Below are 15,746 nucleotides of genomic sequence, written 5' to 3'. Positions count from 1 at the left end.
GGTGAACCAGATCGGGCTTGCGTCCGGCGTTCTGCCGGAATTCGACGCGGCGACGGTGGTGCGATCCGCCCATGCCGCAGGTTTCGACAGCGCCGGCCTTTGGGTCGATGCCGCGGAATGGACGCCAACACACACCGCCGAAACGCGGCGCGCGCTGGCGGATACCGGCATTTCGGTGATCGACGTGGAGGTCCTGTGGCTGCGCGACGAGGCGTCGGTGGACGATCACCGGCGCATTCTCGACATCGGGATGGAGCTTGGCGCGGCCAATGCGCTGTGCGTCAGTTCGGACGAGGACGCTGCGAAAACCACGGACTGGCTCGGCCAGCTTTGCCGCCATGTCGAAGGCAATTCGCTGCGCGTGAACCTTGAGTTCGGGTGGTTCAGCAAGGTCGTCGATCTCGCCTCTGCGCGCAGCATCGTGAAGGCGGTGGCCCATCCGTCGGCTGCGATCCTGATCGACCCGATTCACGTCGACCGGTCGCAATCGCCGATAGGGGATATCGCGAAGCTCGACCGATCGCTCATATCCTACGCCCAGTTCTGCGACGCTCGGGCAGAACGTCCGGATGTGCACGATTTCGACGCGGTGCTGGTCGACGCGGTCGACCTTCGCGAACAGATGGGCGAGGGGGCGCTCGACCTCGACGCGATGTACCGCGCGCTGCCCAAGGACATTCCGCTGTCGATCGAACTTCGGTCCGAAGCGTTGCGCAATACTTATCCCGACGATCCGGTGGCGCGCGCCAAGGCAGTCGCCGACGTAACCCGCAAATGGCTGGAGGCCCGCCAATGACCGTGACCCTGTTGTCGATCTTTCGCCGCCGCGAGGGGATGAGCCACGCCGAATTCGTGGACTATTACGAAAGCAGCCACCGCATCATCGGCGAACGCGTCCTGTCGGGCTATGCCACCCGGTACGTGCGCCGCTTCACGACGCCCGTCGGGCGCGAAGACGATGGCGCGGAAACCGACGTCGTGATGGAAATCGATTTCCCGGACGAAGCGACGATGGGCGCATTTTTCGACTTCATCCGCAATGATCCGACGATTGCAGAGGAAATCCGTTTCGACGAGGACAAGCTGTTCGATCGCGACACGATGAAGGTCTATTTCGTCGACCAACGCGAAAGCGCGCTCCCGCCCGTAAAGGGCTGAGAGCGCGCCATCGTTTCGGACCCGGACGCCGTCAGCGGCGTTCGTGGAAAATGCGGTATTCGCGGCGGGTAAAGACCCAATTGCCGTCGATGCGGGCCAGTTCGTCCTCGTAATGGCCGTTGGTAAAGATGGTCTCGCGCGTTTCGGGGTGTTCGTAGATTTCGATAGTGAACGTTGTGGCGACGGCCTTGTCTCCATCCACTTCGATCCGCCCCGGATTGGCGAGATAAACCATCGGCTTGGTCATGTTGTCGAGGCCATAGGCATCCATCGACCCTATCCATGCCTCGACAATGGCCTTCTTTCCTTCGAACCCACCAAGGTCCGGGTACTCCGGCAGCGCCCAGTATGAATCCTCGGCCCATGTCGCGGCCCAGACTTCGGCGTTCTTCGTCATCACGCCATAGGCGTAGGTTTCCATCACTTCGCGGATCGCGATGCGATCCTCCAGCGGTCCTGTAAACGGCATCTCAGCCTCCTTTGTGTCGGGTCGGCTCAGAGCGGGTGGGGTTCGCCGTTCCATTTGAAGAAGCCGCCGGTGTCGGCAATCGTCAGCCGGTCGGTCAGCGCGGTGATGCCAGCGACGCTTTCCTCGGTCGTGATGTCGGCTTCGGGGCCGCCCATGTCGGTCTTGACCCAGCCGGGGTGCAGCGAGATCAGCGTGATGCCGCGATCCTTCAGGTCGATCGCCAGCGAGCGTGTCAGCGCGACCAGCCCTGCCTTTGTCGCGACATAGACATAGAACCCGCCATAAGGCCATGTCGACGCGGCCAGCTGGCTGGAGAAGTTCACGACCTTCGAACCTTCGCCCATCTTCGGCAGGAACGCCTTGGTGATCGCGAACGGCGCCTTCAACATGACGTCGATGGCCTGGTCCCACGCGCCCCAGTCGACCGGGTTCTCAAGCTCTCCGCTGATCGGCCCTGCAACGCCCGCGACGTTGTAGAGCACATCGACGCTGTCGCACGGAACCGCTTCAGCGGCGGCGGGAATACTCGCGATGTCGGCGGCATCCAGCTTGTGCACGGTGACCTTGCCGCCCGACCCGTCGGCCAGTGCCGAAAGGTCGGCCGACTTGGCCGTGTCGCGCACCAGCGCAAAGACGCGGTCGCCGCGTTCGGCGTGGGTACGAGCCAGTTCGAGTCCGATGCCGCGACCGGCACCGGTGATTACTACATTAGCCATTTCAGGACCTTCTCCCATCTATCCAATCGTTCAGTACCTCGTGGAAGAACCGTATCCGTGTCTCCTGATCAGAAAGATAGGCGTCGGTGTATCCGCGCGAATGCATCCCGGCCTGCATGTCTTCGGCCAGTTCCATGTCCTGATAGACGATCTGTCCGACCAGTTCGGGGATGCCGCGCCCACCGTCAAAAGTGCGATGCTCGCACTCCGTCACTTCGCGCAGCGGCTTGCGCCCCGCCATGATCGATTCCACTTCGTCCTGCCCTTCGACCGGGAATGCCATGCACCACAGGTCAAAATAGCATTTCTCGGGATCGGTCGCGTGCGGTTCGGACCGGAAGAAGATCAGGTTGTCGGGCAAGAAGCTGATCGTGACGTTGGGGAAGATGACCGTATGCGGGCTGTCGGTGATCTCCTCGTCGTTCATCGTCGCGTAGTGGTGATAACCCTTTTCCTGCCACAGCTTCTGCTTCGCGGCTTTCAGGTCGAGCCAGCCCTGCATCGCGAAATCTTCGTATGACGCATACTGCTTGGGGTCGATGTCCCACTTGGCCATTTCGGCCTCGAACATCGCGTTGCCGCCCCCTTCGGGACGGTCGGACAGCGATGGGCGCATCGGCTGCACCGTTCGGCCATGCCCCTTGGGCCACATTTCGTGCCGCGCGGAATCGACGTCCTGATCGATCCATGGCGGAACTTGCGGGTGGGCGGTGCGGGTGTGATAGCTTTCCGAGAAGTTGTCGGTAACGAACTTCCAGTTGGCGTTGATCTCGATCCGGTACCACGCGACGCGCACGGCGGTGTCCATCGGGTAATTGCGATAGAGCGCGGGCATCGGTTCGAGGTAGTCGGCCAGCGACGAACCGTCGGGGTTCATCGTGTACCACACGAACCCGCCCCACGTGTCGCAGCGCAGTTCGTTGAGCTTCAGCTTGCCGCAGGGATTACCGCGCGAGAAATCGACGTCGGCGTCCTGAGCATAGGCAAGCACGCCGTCCTTGCCCCATTTCCAGCCGTGATAGGGGCAGTGGAATTCGTCGACCGAACTGGACTGGCTGACCATCCGCATCCCGCGATGGCCGCACGAGTTATAGAACGCCTTGATCGAACCATCGTCCTGCCGGACGGCGATGACCGATTCCTTCTTGAAGTTATGGACCAGGAAATCGCCCGCTTCGGGGATGTCGGCGGTGCGTCCGGCGATGTGCCAGATCTTGGTCCACAGGTGGTCCCATTCCCTTTGCGCGAATTCTTCCGAATAATAGCGGTCGCCGGTGATGGCATCGCCGCGCAGGTTGGAAGGATCGCGCCCGTCCATGGGCGGTGGCACTGCTGTCTGTTGGTTCATATGACCAGATCCTCTACCCGATTTTTATGGACCCAGCCTGAGGCCGGAACCGTTCGCCTGCAACTATCACTTCGCCTAGAAAAGCGGCAAGGGTGCCGGTTTTCAAATCTCCGCGCGTTCTGCCAGCATGTTGACCGACATCGCCAGGTGCTCTTGCAGCAGCCGGCTGCGCGCCTCGCCCATCGTGCTGCCGTTCACCAGCAGCCCGATATGTACCGCCTGCGTCATGTCGCTGGCCAGCGTCATCAGCTGGCGGGCGTGATGCCATTGGGGGAAGGCATGGGCCATTTCGTCCATCCAAACTTCGTCGAAACGCTTGGCGGCAGGCTGGAACACCCGAGCGAGATCGTCGTCGTTGCGGGCGGCGACGGCTAGCCTCAGGTAGGCTTCGTAATCCTTCGTCTGCATCGTCTGCCAATGCAGTTCGACGGCCAGCACGTGGGGCAGCACGTTGAAGCCGCGTTTGCCGCATTCTTCGAGTGCTTGCGCGAAATCGTCGAGGAATTGCCGCATTCTGCGATAGAAGATATGTTCGATCAGCCCTTCCACCAACGCGATCCGCGTGGCGAAATGATGATGCATCGCTCCGCGCGACACGCCTGCGCGGCGGGCGACGTCATTGGTGGATAGACCGGCATATCCACTTTCGACGAGACAATCGACTGAAGCATCGAGCATGGCTTCGCGAGTCAGCAAACCCTTGCGTTGCTGCCAACGGTCGAAGTCTTCCGGACCGCCGCCCGGTCTGATCTTGCGCAGGATTTCAGAGTGTCTTGCGGTCATTTGGCGTTTGTCATCCGAGTCGGCCAAGCCGGCCACCTATCACAATGCTCAGTATCGAGTTATAGTGTCAAAAGCCAAAACCGGCAACGTCGCCTGTAATTGGTGGCCGACACAACATGCAAGCCGCGAAAACGCGGTGCGGGAGGGATGACCGTGAGAAATTTCAAGACACAGTTCGTATGTGGCCTGTCGGTTGCGGCCGTGGCCATGGCGGGTTCCGCCCATGCGCAGGACTCGACCGACCAGCAGAGCACTGGCGGGTTGAGCGAGATCGTCGTGACCGCGCAGAAGCAGGCGCAGAACCTTCAGGATGTTCCGATTTCCGTAACCGCCGTGACCGGAGACATGCTGGAAGAACAGCAGATCAACAGCGTCGCCGACCTCGCCAATTCAGTGCCCAACGTCCAGATCAACACGTTCTCGAACTCGCCCGATTCGGCGGTCTTCACCATTCGCGGCATCGGCGTAAACGATGCCGACCCCTATGTCGGCACGACCGTGTCCGTCGTCGTCGACGGGGTGGTCGTTGGCGTCAATACCGCCGCTTTGCTTTCACTATTCGACATCGACCGGGTCGAAGTACTGCGCGGGCCCCAAGGCACCCTGTTTGGCGCCAACACCACTGGCGGCGTTATCAACGTCGTGACCCGTCAGCCGACTGGCGAATTCGGCGGCGATGTCCAGTTGTCGTATGGCAACTACGGCCAGATCGAGGCGAACGCAGCAATCAATTTCCCGCTGGGAGAGAACCTGTCCGGCAAAATCAGCGTCCTGCACAACGAAATGGACGGGTATTTCCGCAACTATGCCGACGGCAAGAGCATCGGTTCGCGTAACATCACGTCGCTGCGAGGATATCTCAAATACGCGACGGGCGACTACGACGCGACGATGATCGGCGAATATGTCCGCAGCCGTAACGGTTCGCAGACCGGCGTATTGATCGCTGGGCCGGGCGAGCTTTTCTACACGCCCGGCGAGACTACCGATCCGTTCAGCTTCTATCGCGGCTTGTCCAGCGATCAACCGGACGCGAACGATCGCGATACCTATTCGGTCACGCTGACGCAGAATCTGGACACGAGCATCGGCACCCTGACCTCGATCACCAACTACCGCGAATATGACGGTGATCTGTTTTCCGACGACGATGCGACGACCCGCATTCTTCTCCAGACCCGCCGCAACACCAACCACCACCAGTTCAGCCAGGAACTGCGCAACCTCGTCAACCTGACCGATACGACCCGGTTGATCGTCGGTGCCTTCTATTTCCAGCAGAAGTACTTCCTCGACCAAGCTGGCAAACTCGACGGGTTCCTGCCCGGTCTTGGTCAGCCGCAGACGCAGGATCAGAAGAACTGGTCGATTTCAGGCTTCGCGCAGGTCTATCAGGAACTGACCCCGTCGCTGACGCTGCAAGCCGGGATACGCTACAGCCACGAAAAGACCGAGGCGACGTCGACCACTGCCAACAGCATCAATCCGTCGGGCGTGTCGCAGTTCGACGACCCCATCATCCCTGAATCACTGCTCGTGGCCAGCGGTGAGAAGGCGTGGAACAATGTCGGTTATAAGGTCGGTCTGGACTGGCAAGCGACCGACGACGTCCTGCTGTACGGATATTATGCGCGGGGCTTCAAGTCAGGCGGATTTACCGGCCGCATCGCGGTCGCAGAGGATATCGGCCCGTTCAATCCCGAAAAGCTCGACACGATCGAAGTCGGCGCCAAGGCCGACCTGCTTGATCGCCACCTGCGGCTGAACCTCTCTGCATTCTTTAACAAATATAACGATATGCAGGTCGTCCAGAATATCACTTATCCCTCAGGAGCGAACTCGGCATCGATTGCCAACGCGGGCAAGGCCGAGACCAAGGGTTTCGAGCTGGAAGTGACGGCCGTGCCGGTCGAAGGTCTGCGGCTGAACGGTGCGATCGCTTACCTCGACGCCAAGTACAAGGAATACGATACCTTCGTCCTCGATCCGGGCAGCGGCGGGCTGGTGCCGATTTCCTATGCCGGGAACTCGCTGATGAACTCGCCGGAGTGGAATGGCTCGATGGGCGTCAACTGGAAGGGCAGCGTCGGGCCGGGCACTTTGAATGCGAACGCGCAATACACCTACACCAGTTCGAAATTCACCAGCTACACCAATTTCCCGGTGGAGCGGGTGGGCTCGATCGAACTGGTCAATGCCAGCCTCAGCTGGGGCCCGGACGATGCCGGATGGACGATTGGCGTCTGGGGTCGCAACCTGACCGACGAGAAGTACTTCAACCAGAAATTGAGCCTGGCCGGTATCGGTACGCTGGCATCGCTCGGCGCACCACGCACTTATGGTGCCGAATTGCGGTATAGTTTTTGAACCCGGGCGGCGGCGGGCATCATGTCCGCCGCCGCTTTACTGCTGGCAAAAAGGACGGCTGTTTTGAACCGCAGGACGGGTAGGATGGCACGACAGACCGGCCGCGAGCCGGCAGTCCCCGTCGCCCTGCGACGCAACGGAGAGAGCTGATGGCCAGTATGATCGATACCCAGGTTCCCCCCCACGTGGATCCGCAACGGATCGTCGACGTGGATATCTATGCCCCCGAAGGGCAGGCGGAGGACTATCACCGCGCATGGGCCGCGCTACAGGCCGCCAATCCCGAAATCGTGTGGACCCCCCGCAACGAAGGGCACTGGATCGCCTTGGGCGGAGAGGCGCTGGCCGAAGTGCAGTCGGACTGGAAACGGTTCAGCAACCGCGTCATCGTCATTCCCAAATCTGTCGGCGAACTGCACGAACTGATCCCCACCACGATCGACCCGCCGCAACATCGCCCCTATCGCAAGCTGTTGAACGACAGCCTGAAGCCGTCCGAAGTGCGCGGCATGAAGCCATCGATCCGCAAGGTCGCCATCGACCTGATCGAAAGCTTTCGCGCATCGGGTCGCTGCAATTTCACCGAACAGTTCGCGCGCATTTTTCCGGTGCATGTGTTCCTCGCGCTCGTCGATGTGCCTAAATCCGATGCGGAGAAGATCCGGTATTGGGCGCTGTGCATGACGCGCCCCGACATGGACATGACGTTCGAGGATGCGAAAGCGGCGTTCTACGAATATGTCAGCCCGCTGGTCCACGAACGCACCGCCAATCCCGGTACCGACATGATCAGCAACCTGCTGACCGCCGGCGTGACCGAGGCGGACGGCACGAACCGACCGCTGACCCATGACGAGGCGTTGGCCCTGATCACGCAGTTGCTGATCGCTGGTGTCGATACGGTCGTGAATTTCCTCGGCTATGCCATGCTCGAACTGGCGCGATTGCCCGATCTGCGGCGCACGCTGGCCGAACAACCGGGCGGCATCATCGCGGCGACGAACGAACTGTTTCGCCGGTTTGGCATCGTCACCATCGGCCGCGAAGTGCGTGAGGACATGGAGTTTCGCGGCGTCGCGATGAAGGCAGGCGACATGGTCGCCATGCCGACCGCGATCCACGGGATTGACCCGGCGCAGAACGAATGTCCGTTCGCCATCGATCCCGCCCGCCGCCGCGCCCCGCATTCCACGTTCGGCAGTGGGCCGCACATGTGCCCGGGGCAGGAACTGGCCCGCGCCGAAGTCGCGATCACGATCGAGGAGTGGCTGGCGCGCATCCCCGAATTCCGCGTCGCGCCCGACAGCGACCTGACCAACGACGGCGGCATCGTCGCCAGCATCCGCCGACTGACGCTGGAGTGGGACGTTTGAGCGACCGTTTCGACCTCGAAGCCGAAATCCGCGATCTTGCCGCGCGGCGCGACATCGCGGCGGTGACAGCCCGATACATGCGCGGGCTGGACCGGATCGACCGCGATCTGCTGCTTGGCGCATTTCACGACGACGCCTTCGTCGATTGCGGTGTGATGCAGGGCAATCGTGAGGAATTCGCCGACTTCGCGCTGGGCTTTCTGGGCGACATGGGCGGCACGCACCACATGCTGGGCCAGTCGATCATAACGCTGCACGACGTTTCCAACGCGAGCGGAGAGTGGTATTTTCAGGCGTACCACGACGTAACCGGCGAAAACGGCGAAGCGCGCGACCTGTTCATCTCGGGTCGATACGTCGACGAATATGCTTGTCGTGAAGGCCAGTGGCGGATCGCGAAGCGGACCCTCGTCACCGACTGGGTGACCGACACGGCGGGTTCGCGCGCGTTCTTCGAACAGAACCCCACGGCCCCGCGCGGTCTTCGCCAGGGCCGGGATTTCAGCCAGACCCGCGACTGGCCCACCATGGATATGCCGGCCAACGCACCGGCCTGATGCAGCAAGGACTTTTAACATGAACGTGCAGACCGGCGCCGCCCGCTATTCACCCGATTTCGATCAGCCGGTTCGCGGCGACACCATCACGGCCGACCGTTACACTTCGGCTGAATGGATGGAGGGCGAATACGATAAGCTGTGGCCCCACATCTGGCATCTGGGCGGCGTCACCGCCGAGCTAGAGGAAGAAGGCGACTTCATCCGTCACAACTTCGGCCGGGAATCGGTCATCATGGTGAAGCAGGAGGACGGCTCGATCCGCGCCTTCTACAACACCTGTCCGCACCGCGGTAACCGGCTTGTGCTGGGCGACGCCGGTTCGACCCCGCGCATCACCTGCGGCTATCACGGCTGGCAGTTCGATCCGGCGGGCACGCTGGTCAACGTGCAGGACCCCGATGATTTTCCCGAAGGCAACCCCTGCGGCAAGGTGAAGCTGACCGAGCTGCGTTGCGAAACGTGGGGCCCGTTCGTGTTCTGGAACATGGACCCGCACGCCGCCCCGCTGCTCGAATGGTTGAAACCGTTTCCCGAACGACTGGCGGGCTACGGCCTCGAAAACTGGGTGCGCGTTATCAACGTTTCGGCCGATTGCGAATTCAACTGGAAGATCATCCGCGACAACTTCAACGAAAGCTACCACCTCCCCACGATCCACCCGGAACTGGCCACGTTCATCAACGACGGCCTGCCGACGACGCTGTTCGAGATGTATGAGAACGGCCACAATGCAATGTGGATGGTCGGCCATCAGGCGACGACGCGGCAGGATTTCCACACCGGCGAAGTGCCCGCACCGCTTGACGACGTGGCCAGCGCGTGGGGCATCGACCCGTCCGAATACAAAGGGCGCACCGGCGACCTTCGCGAAGCGATCATCAAGGCCAAGCGCGAACTGGGCCCGGGCCGCGGGTACAAGAACTACGACGACATGACGGACCAGCAGTTGGTGGACTATTTCCACTGCACGCTGTTCCCCAACCTGACCATCACGATGAGCCCGGAACAGTGCCAGATCTTGCGCACCGAACCGCACCCGACGGACCCGGCCAAGTGCGTGTTTCAGCACTGGTGCCTGTACCCCCCGGTCGAAGGCGCGAAAGAGGTCAAGGGCACGCCGATGGGAGACCTGCCGCTGCGTCACGACGCGCTGGCCCATCATTCGGTCTATGGCGATGGCGTTTCGGTTGGTTACGTCGCCGATCAGGACCTTTCGATCGGCACGTCGCAGCAGCTCGGCCTCAATTCGCGGGGCTTCACCGGTTGTTTCCTGACCCGTCAGGAAAAGCGCATCCAGCGTTTCCACGAACTGCTGAACGACGTGGTCCTCGGCCCGCCGCCGCACGGCTGAACGAAACCACACGCCGGGCGACGCCAAATACCGCGCGACGCCAGACACTCAATTGCGCCCAAACTCTGGGCAAGGTCGGAGTCTGGGCGCTGGAAAACTTAGGAGAACAAGCGCCATGACCCGCATGCCCGACGACGTCTTTAGGGCGTTGAGCCGCCTGATGACGGAATATACTTATGCCGTGGACTCGCGTCGCGATCCGGAAAACGTCGTGGCCTTGTTCACCGACGATGCCGTCATCGACTTTTCGGCGGTCGCCTTCCCCAGGATGGAAGGGCGTGAGCAGATCCATGCGTTCTATGCCGGGCTGGTCGAGAACATGGCGAATGAATTCCACATCCCGGCCAATCTGCGTGCCGACGGCTGGGACGGCGAGGTCGGCGTAATCACCGCCTATGTCATGGGCATGGGCGTCGCCAACGACGGCACTCAGGTCAGCGTCCAGGTGAAGTACCGTATGGAATGCGTGCAGGTGGGCGATGCCTGGAAATGCCGCCACTTCTCGCTCGAAGCCATGATGCCGTTGCCGGCGTAAGTCCGGACGTAAAGTCCGGGCGTAAAGCCTCCTTCTAGATAACAGGATGATGATACCGTGACCCAGATGCCCGAAAATGTCCGCGCCGGCCTGCAGGCCCTGATGATCGAATATTGCTATGCGGTCGACGGACTGAAGGACATGCAGCCCCTGCTCGACCTGTTCACCGACGACGCCCGGGCGGACTTCACCGCGATCGGCTTGCCGATGATCAACGGCAAGGGCGAGATCAAGACGTTCTTCGACGGCGTCTTTGCCGGGATGAGCCATCACTTCCACTTCATCAGCAACTTCCGCCCGGAAAGCTGGGACGGATCGGTCGGCGCGATGACCGCCTATGTCATCGGCATGGGCCGGGCGAACGACGGCAACACCGTTACCGTGCAAGTAAAATACCGGATGGAATGCATAGAACAGGACGGCGCATGGAAGTGCCGCCACTACACGATCACGCCGATGATGCCGATGCCCGGTTCATTGACCGAGATCCACGGAGAAGGTTGAGCAACCTCTGACCTTGGGAGATGCCGTCATGGCAACCGTTCTCGATAAAACCGCAAGCCCCGAATACCCCACCCATCCCGATGCGCAATATCCCGCCGCGCGCGGCGATGCGATCACCGGCGACCGTTACTGGTCGAAGGACTTCGCCGAGCGCGAGTGGGAACATATGTGGAAGAAGATCTGGCACGTCGGTGGCCGGACCTCGCAACTGGAAGAACCCGGCGACTTCATCACCCACCAGTTCAAGCATGAATCGGTGTTGATGGTGAAGCAAGTCGACGGTTCGGTGAAGGCGTTCTTCAACGTATGCCGTCACCGGGGCAATCAGCTGGTCAACACCCGCGAAGGCGGCGTGATGAGCCATTTCATCTGTCCCTACCACAACTGGAAATGGGCGCTGGACGGCGAACTGGACGAGGTACAGGACCCGGAAGATTTCGACGTCAATCCCTGCGGCAAGCTGAAGCTGAAGCAGTTGAAGTGCGACACCTGGGGCGGGTTTATCTGGTTCAGCTTCAACCCCGATCCGGTGCCGCTGGCCGAATACCTGCACCCGATCCCCGACCTGCTCGGCAATCGCGATCTGGATGACTATGTGCGCGTGGTGAACCGGCGGTTGCGGGTCAACACCAACTGGAAATTCGCCAGCGACAACTTCAACGAAAGCTATCACATCCCGGCGGTCCACCCGCAGTTCGAACCGATGATCGACGATCACTACTCGACCACCGTGTTCGAAATGTACCCCACCGGGCACAACCGCATGATCGAAAAACTGCAACCGTCGTCGCGGTACGAAGATGCGCAGCAGGTCAAGCCGCTGTGGGCCGAAGTCCTGAAGGAATGGGATATCGATCCCGCCGATTACGAAGGTCGCGCGCAGGAAGGCCGCATCGCGTTGCAGCAAGCGCGCCGCCGTCTTGGCCCCGAACGCGGCTATGCCTACTTCGACAAGTTGACGGACTGGGAACTGACCGATCAGTTTCATCACACGATGTTCCCCAACGTGACGATCACCGGAACGCCCGAAGGGTTGCACTTTTTCCGCACCGAACCCGACGTGGATGACCCGAACTGGTCGACCTTCGATTACTGGTACATGGTGCCTAGGATCGAGGGCGCGACCGAAGTCGCGACGCTTTACGGCATGCGCCCGTACGAGGAAGCGCCGTATCAGGATGGTGATTATTCGGAATACGAGGCCGACATTCCGCAAGGCGACTTTCTGACGCAGGACCTGTCGATCGCGGTGACGCAGCAGAACGGGCTGCGTTCGATGGCCTATGAGGACGCATGGCTGTCGCGGCAGGAAACCCGTGTCCGCCGTTTCCACGAAGTCATCAACGACTACCTCGAAGGGCGTCGCTGACGCCGCATTTGCCACCCGGCCTTGCCTTGACCGGCGGGCCGGGGCTAGGCGGGTGATGAGGGCCGGGCGGATGGCCGGGCCATTCTGACAGGAGTTTTGGGATCCATGCCGCTGATCGTGGACCGCGAAGAGCGGCGCGGACAGGTCGCTTCGCTCGCGTTCGATCTTGTCGCCGACATGGGGATCGAGGCGGTGACCTTTCGCCAGGTCGCGGGTGCGGCCGGAACGTCGACGGCCATCGTGTCCAACTGGTTCGATAACAAGGGCGATCTCTTGTTCGAAGTCTATCGCATCGCCAACCGGCGGGTGATGGACCGGCTGGAGGCAGCGTTCGCGCAGGATCAGGCGCTTATCGACTGCCTTTCAGTCGTGCTTCCCGTGACTGAGGAAAACCTGCGCACTTGGCGGGTCTGGCTGGCGTTTTGGGGCAGGGCGCACATCGAAGCATCGTACCGCGAGGAAACCGCCCGCAACGCCAGGTCCAGCCTCGACCTCTATTGTCGGATGCTGGCCCGCCGTTACGGCCGCAAAGAGGGCGCGCACGACCCGCTGGTCGAGGCGCTGGCACGGCGGTTGATCGCCACGGTCGGCGGCATCGCGTTGCAGGGCGTGCTCGCACCTGATGACTGGTCGCTGGAATCGTTGCGCGACCTGATCGCCACCGAAATCCGTGTGCTCGACAAAGAGGTGTGAGGCGGCCCCATGCGAGGCCGCCTGGGTCGGGGCTCAGACCTGAGAGAACCCGCCGTCCATGACAAGTTCGTCGCAGGTCATGAAGCTGGATGCTTCCGAACACAGGAACACGACGCCGCCCGCCATTTCGTCGGGACGGCCCAGCCGGCCGATCGGGTGGCGCGCGATGGTGCCCTGTTCGGCCACTTCGCGTGATGGGACCGCGCCCAGTTCGACGTAACGATCCATGATCCCGCCCAGCATCGGCGTTTCGATGCCCCCGGGATGCACCGAATTGACGCGGATGTTGTAGCCCAGCGCCGCGAATTCCGCGCCCATGCACTTCGTCAGCATCCGCACCGCCGCCTTGCTTGTGCAATAGACCGCGTTGAACGCCGCGCCGCGAAGGCCGCCAACGCTCGAAAAGTTCACGACCGAAGCACCACCCTTGCGCGCCTTGCCGCCCGCTTGCAGCAGCGAAAGCAGCGATTGCGTGCCGATGACGATGGAATCGACGTTGACTGAGTTCACCCGGTGCCATTCAGCCAGAGGCGTATCTTCGAACCGGGTGACGATGGATATGCCGGCGTTATTCACCAGCGCGTCGAGCCGGCCATAGGTTTCGGAGACGAACGCGCCGATATCGTCCCAATCGTCCTGATCCGTCACGTCGTGCCGGAAATAATGGTCGGCGTCCGTATCGTCGCATGTATAGGCAAGGTCGGTTGCGATCACCGTCGCTCCGGCCGCCTTCATGGCCTTGACGATTTCTCGCCCGATGCCCCCGGTCGCCCCGGTGACGAGCGCAATGCAGCCCTCGACAGCTATGGTCATAATTAAGGTTTCCCTGCTTCTGTGCGAATGGTCAGCGGGTCAGATAGCCGCCGTCGACGACGACTTCGGAGCCGGTCATGTAGCTCGCTTCCTCGCTGGCGAGGAAAACGACCGCGTTGGCGATTTCCTCGACATCGGCAAGCCGGTTTACCGGTGTCGACGCCGCGACCTGTTGCTTTAGGTCCTCCGCCTTTTCGGCGACGCCGCGCTGCACCATGCGTTCGAACCCTTCGTCCAGCAACGGCGTCTGCACAAAGCCGGGGTGGACCGAATTCACGCGGATCGGCGCGCCATATGTGGCGAATTCCAGTGCCGCAGCCTTGGTGAACAGGCGAATTGCACCCTTCGACGCGCAATAGGCGCTGCTTTCGGGGAAGGCGACGAAGCCCATGATCGAACTGATGTTCACGATCGACGAACCGCCCTTGCGGTCCTTCCCGCTCTTTTCCATCATCGCGTAAGCGTGCTTGGTGCCGAGGAACGCACCGTCGCTGTTCACCGCCTGAACCTTGCGCCACAGTTCCAGCGACATTTCGTGGATGCGTCCGGTGCCGTCGATCCCGGCATTGTTGACCAGCACGTCGAGCCTGCCGTCGCTCGCCTCGATCTTCGCCATGGCGTCGATCCACGACTGCTCGTCGGTCACGTCGAGCTTCAGATAGGCCGCGCCGTTGCCGATGCCGGACAGCGCGTCGGCGACTTCGGCGTCACCGTCGCCCTTGAGATCGCAGATCCACACTTTTGCGCCCTTGGCGGCGAGCCCTTGCGCCGCTGCAAGGCCGATCCCGCGAAGGCCCCCGGTGACGAGCGCAACGCTTTTGTCCATGCCGCTCATACGCCCAGCGTCCCGGCCGTCGAGGCACCGTCGATGGTATATTCGCCGCCAGAGATGAACGCCGCTTCGTCGGAGGCGAGGAACGCGACGAGGCCGGCGATCTCTTCGACCCGTGCCATGCGTTTCATCGGGCTCATGCCTTCGTACATGGCGCGTGCGGCAGCGGGGTCGGGCTGTGCGTTCATGATATTGGTGATCATTTCGGTTTCGACGACGCCGGGCAGGATCGCGTTGACGCGGATCTTGTACCCGGCCTGACCACAGTACATCGCTGCCGACTTGGCGATGGCGATGACCGCCGCCTTCGTCACCGAATAGGCAAGATAGTTGCCCATCGCACGGTGCGCGTTCATCGACGAATTGACGATGACCGAACCGGTGGCGCCGCCGGGATTGTCCTTCATCACGCGGATCGCGTGCTGGCACGTCAGCATGACGCCGGTCTGATTGACCGAGACGATGTCGTTCCAGCCGTCGATCCCGATCGTCTCGATGCTGCCGTCACCCTTTTCGATGCCGGCGTTGGCGAACGCGATGTCCAGCCGTCCGAAATCCTTGCGGATGCGTGCGCCCAGGTCTTCCCATGCGGCGGCGTCCTCAACGCGGTGCGAAATGAACGTCGCGCCGGTTTCGGCGCACAATGGATCGGCGGCTTCCTTGCGCGATCCGGTGAAGATGACTTTAGCGCCTTCCGCCGCCAGACGCCTGACGGTTCCGGCACCGATTCCTGCGGTGCCTCCGGTAACGAGGGCAACTTTACCCGCGAGCCTATCGGACATATCCTGCTCCATGCTGTATGTTCATCCGAGATTGCGCCTTCGCGTGCCATAAACAACCTATGACTTCGGCAAGGTGACTACGAGTGGTCGCTT

The 15,746-nt window shown here is 61.6% G+C and carries 17 protein-coding genes; 10 read left to right on the top strand and 7 right to left on the bottom strand.

The window, feature by feature from the left end:
• The first annotated feature begins 1 nt into the window (after position 1).
• Positions 2 to 796: a sugar phosphate isomerase/epimerase family protein gene (locus tag EKN06_RS11110; RefSeq protein WP_127612974.1), complete on the top strand. Its 795-nt coding sequence runs from the start codon at positions 2 to 4 to the stop codon at positions 794 to 796.
• On the top strand, positions 793 to 1,158 hold the full coding sequence (locus EKN06_RS11105; protein WP_127612973.1) for an EthD domain-containing protein: 366 nt from the start codon (positions 793 to 795) through the stop codon (positions 1,156 to 1,158). The genes EKN06_RS11110 and EKN06_RS11105 overlap by 4 nt, the downstream gene beginning before the upstream one ends.
• 31 nt (positions 1,159 to 1,189) lie before the next feature.
• Here the strand turns inward: EKN06_RS11105 and EKN06_RS11100 are convergent, their stop codons facing one another.
• The 4 genes from EKN06_RS11100 to EKN06_RS11085 form a co-directional block, all read right to left on the bottom strand.
• Positions 1,190 to 1,627 carry a nuclear transport factor 2 family protein gene (locus EKN06_RS11100; protein ID WP_127612972.1) on the bottom strand — a complete coding sequence of 146 codons (438 nt, stop codon included), beginning with the start codon at positions 1,625 to 1,627 and terminating at the stop codon, positions 1,190 to 1,192.
• Between the two features lie 26 nt (positions 1,628 to 1,653).
• A complete protein-coding gene (locus EKN06_RS11095) occupies positions 1,654 to 2,343 on the bottom strand; it encodes an SDR family oxidoreductase (RefSeq protein ID WP_127612971.1) in 690 nt (229 codons plus the stop codon).
• A gap of 1 nt (position 2,344) precedes the next feature.
• Entirely contained in the window at positions 2,345 to 3,691 is a 1,347-nt protein-coding gene (locus EKN06_RS11090) for an aromatic ring-hydroxylating oxygenase subunit alpha (protein ID WP_127612970.1), read from the bottom strand.
• A gap of 102 nt (positions 3,692 to 3,793) precedes the next feature.
• The gene (locus tag EKN06_RS11085) at positions 3,794 to 4,474 is read right to left on the bottom strand and encodes a TetR/AcrR family transcriptional regulator (protein ID WP_127612969.1); all 681 of its coding nucleotides are present in this window, start codon (positions 4,472 to 4,474) and stop codon (positions 3,794 to 3,796) included.
• A gap of 153 nt (positions 4,475 to 4,627) precedes the next feature.
• Here EKN06_RS11085 and EKN06_RS11080 point away from each other — a divergent pair, with 153 nt between their 5' ends.
• From EKN06_RS11080 to EKN06_RS11045, 8 genes are all read left to right on the top strand, one after another.
• Entirely contained in the window at positions 4,628 to 6,841 is a 2,214-nt protein-coding gene (locus EKN06_RS11080) for a TonB-dependent receptor (protein WP_164844045.1), read from the top strand.
• A gap of 149 nt (positions 6,842 to 6,990) precedes the next feature.
• Positions 6,991 to 8,214, top strand: coding sequence for a cytochrome P450 (locus EKN06_RS11075; protein ID WP_127612967.1), 1,224 nt, complete (start codon positions 6,991 to 6,993; stop codon positions 8,212 to 8,214).
• On the top strand, positions 8,211 to 8,771 hold the full coding sequence (locus EKN06_RS11070) for a nuclear transport factor 2 family protein (protein ID WP_205693881.1): 561 nt from the start codon (positions 8,211 to 8,213) through the stop codon (positions 8,769 to 8,771). Before EKN06_RS11075 ends, EKN06_RS11070 begins: the two co-directional genes overlap by 4 nt.
• A 19-nt stretch (positions 8,772 to 8,790) precedes the next feature.
• A complete protein-coding gene (locus EKN06_RS11065) occupies positions 8,791 to 10,125 on the top strand; it encodes an aromatic ring-hydroxylating oxygenase subunit alpha (protein ID WP_127612965.1) in 1,335 nt (444 codons plus the stop codon).
• Positions 10,126 to 10,240: 115 nt separating this feature from the next.
• Positions 10,241 to 10,660: a nuclear transport factor 2 family protein gene (locus tag EKN06_RS11060; RefSeq protein WP_127612964.1), complete on the top strand. Its 420-nt coding sequence runs from the start codon at positions 10,241 to 10,243 to the stop codon at positions 10,658 to 10,660.
• 66 nt (positions 10,661 to 10,726) lie between these two features.
• The gene (locus EKN06_RS11055; RefSeq protein ID WP_240654843.1) at positions 10,727 to 11,164 is read left to right on the top strand and encodes a nuclear transport factor 2 family protein; all 438 of its coding nucleotides are present in this window, start codon (positions 10,727 to 10,729) and stop codon (positions 11,162 to 11,164) included.
• A gap of 28 nt (positions 11,165 to 11,192) precedes the next feature.
• Positions 11,193 to 12,533, top strand: a complete 1,341-nt coding sequence (locus EKN06_RS11050; RefSeq protein WP_127612962.1) for an aromatic ring-hydroxylating oxygenase subunit alpha — start codon at positions 11,193 to 11,195, stop codon at positions 12,531 to 12,533.
• A 105-nt stretch (positions 12,534 to 12,638) separates the two neighbouring features.
• Complete coding sequence (locus EKN06_RS11045) at positions 12,639 to 13,226, top strand: TetR/AcrR family transcriptional regulator (RefSeq protein ID WP_127612961.1); 588 nt, start codon at positions 12,639 to 12,641, stop codon at positions 13,224 to 13,226.
• A gap of 33 nt (positions 13,227 to 13,259) precedes the next feature.
• Here the strand turns inward: EKN06_RS11045 and EKN06_RS11040 are convergent, their stop codons facing one another.
• From EKN06_RS11040 to EKN06_RS11030, 3 genes are read right to left on the bottom strand one after another with little or no spacing between them, the layout of a single operon-like run.
• Positions 13,260 to 14,039 (bottom strand): SDR family NAD(P)-dependent oxidoreductase, encoded by a 780-nt coding sequence (locus EKN06_RS11040; RefSeq protein WP_127612960.1) that lies wholly within the window; start codon positions 14,037 to 14,039, stop codon positions 13,260 to 13,262.
• Positions 14,040 to 14,070: 31 nt separating this feature from the next.
• Positions 14,071 to 14,865: an SDR family NAD(P)-dependent oxidoreductase gene (locus EKN06_RS11035; protein ID WP_338068095.1), complete on the bottom strand. Its 795-nt coding sequence runs from the start codon at positions 14,863 to 14,865 to the stop codon at positions 14,071 to 14,073.
• 5 nt (positions 14,866 to 14,870) lie between these two features.
• Positions 14,871 to 15,653 carry an SDR family NAD(P)-dependent oxidoreductase gene (locus EKN06_RS11030; RefSeq protein WP_127612958.1) on the bottom strand — a complete coding sequence of 261 codons (783 nt, stop codon included), beginning with the start codon at positions 15,651 to 15,653 and terminating at the stop codon, positions 14,871 to 14,873.
• Positions 15,654 to 15,746: the final 93 nt, after the last annotated feature.

The organism is Croceicoccus ponticola, assembly GCF_004004515.1.
GTDB classification, from domain to species: Bacteria; Pseudomonadota; Alphaproteobacteria; order Sphingomonadales; family Sphingomonadaceae; genus Croceicoccus; species Croceicoccus ponticola.
The sequence above is the reverse complement of the archived record's forward strand: the minus strand, read 5'-3'. Positions and strand labels throughout refer to the sequence as shown.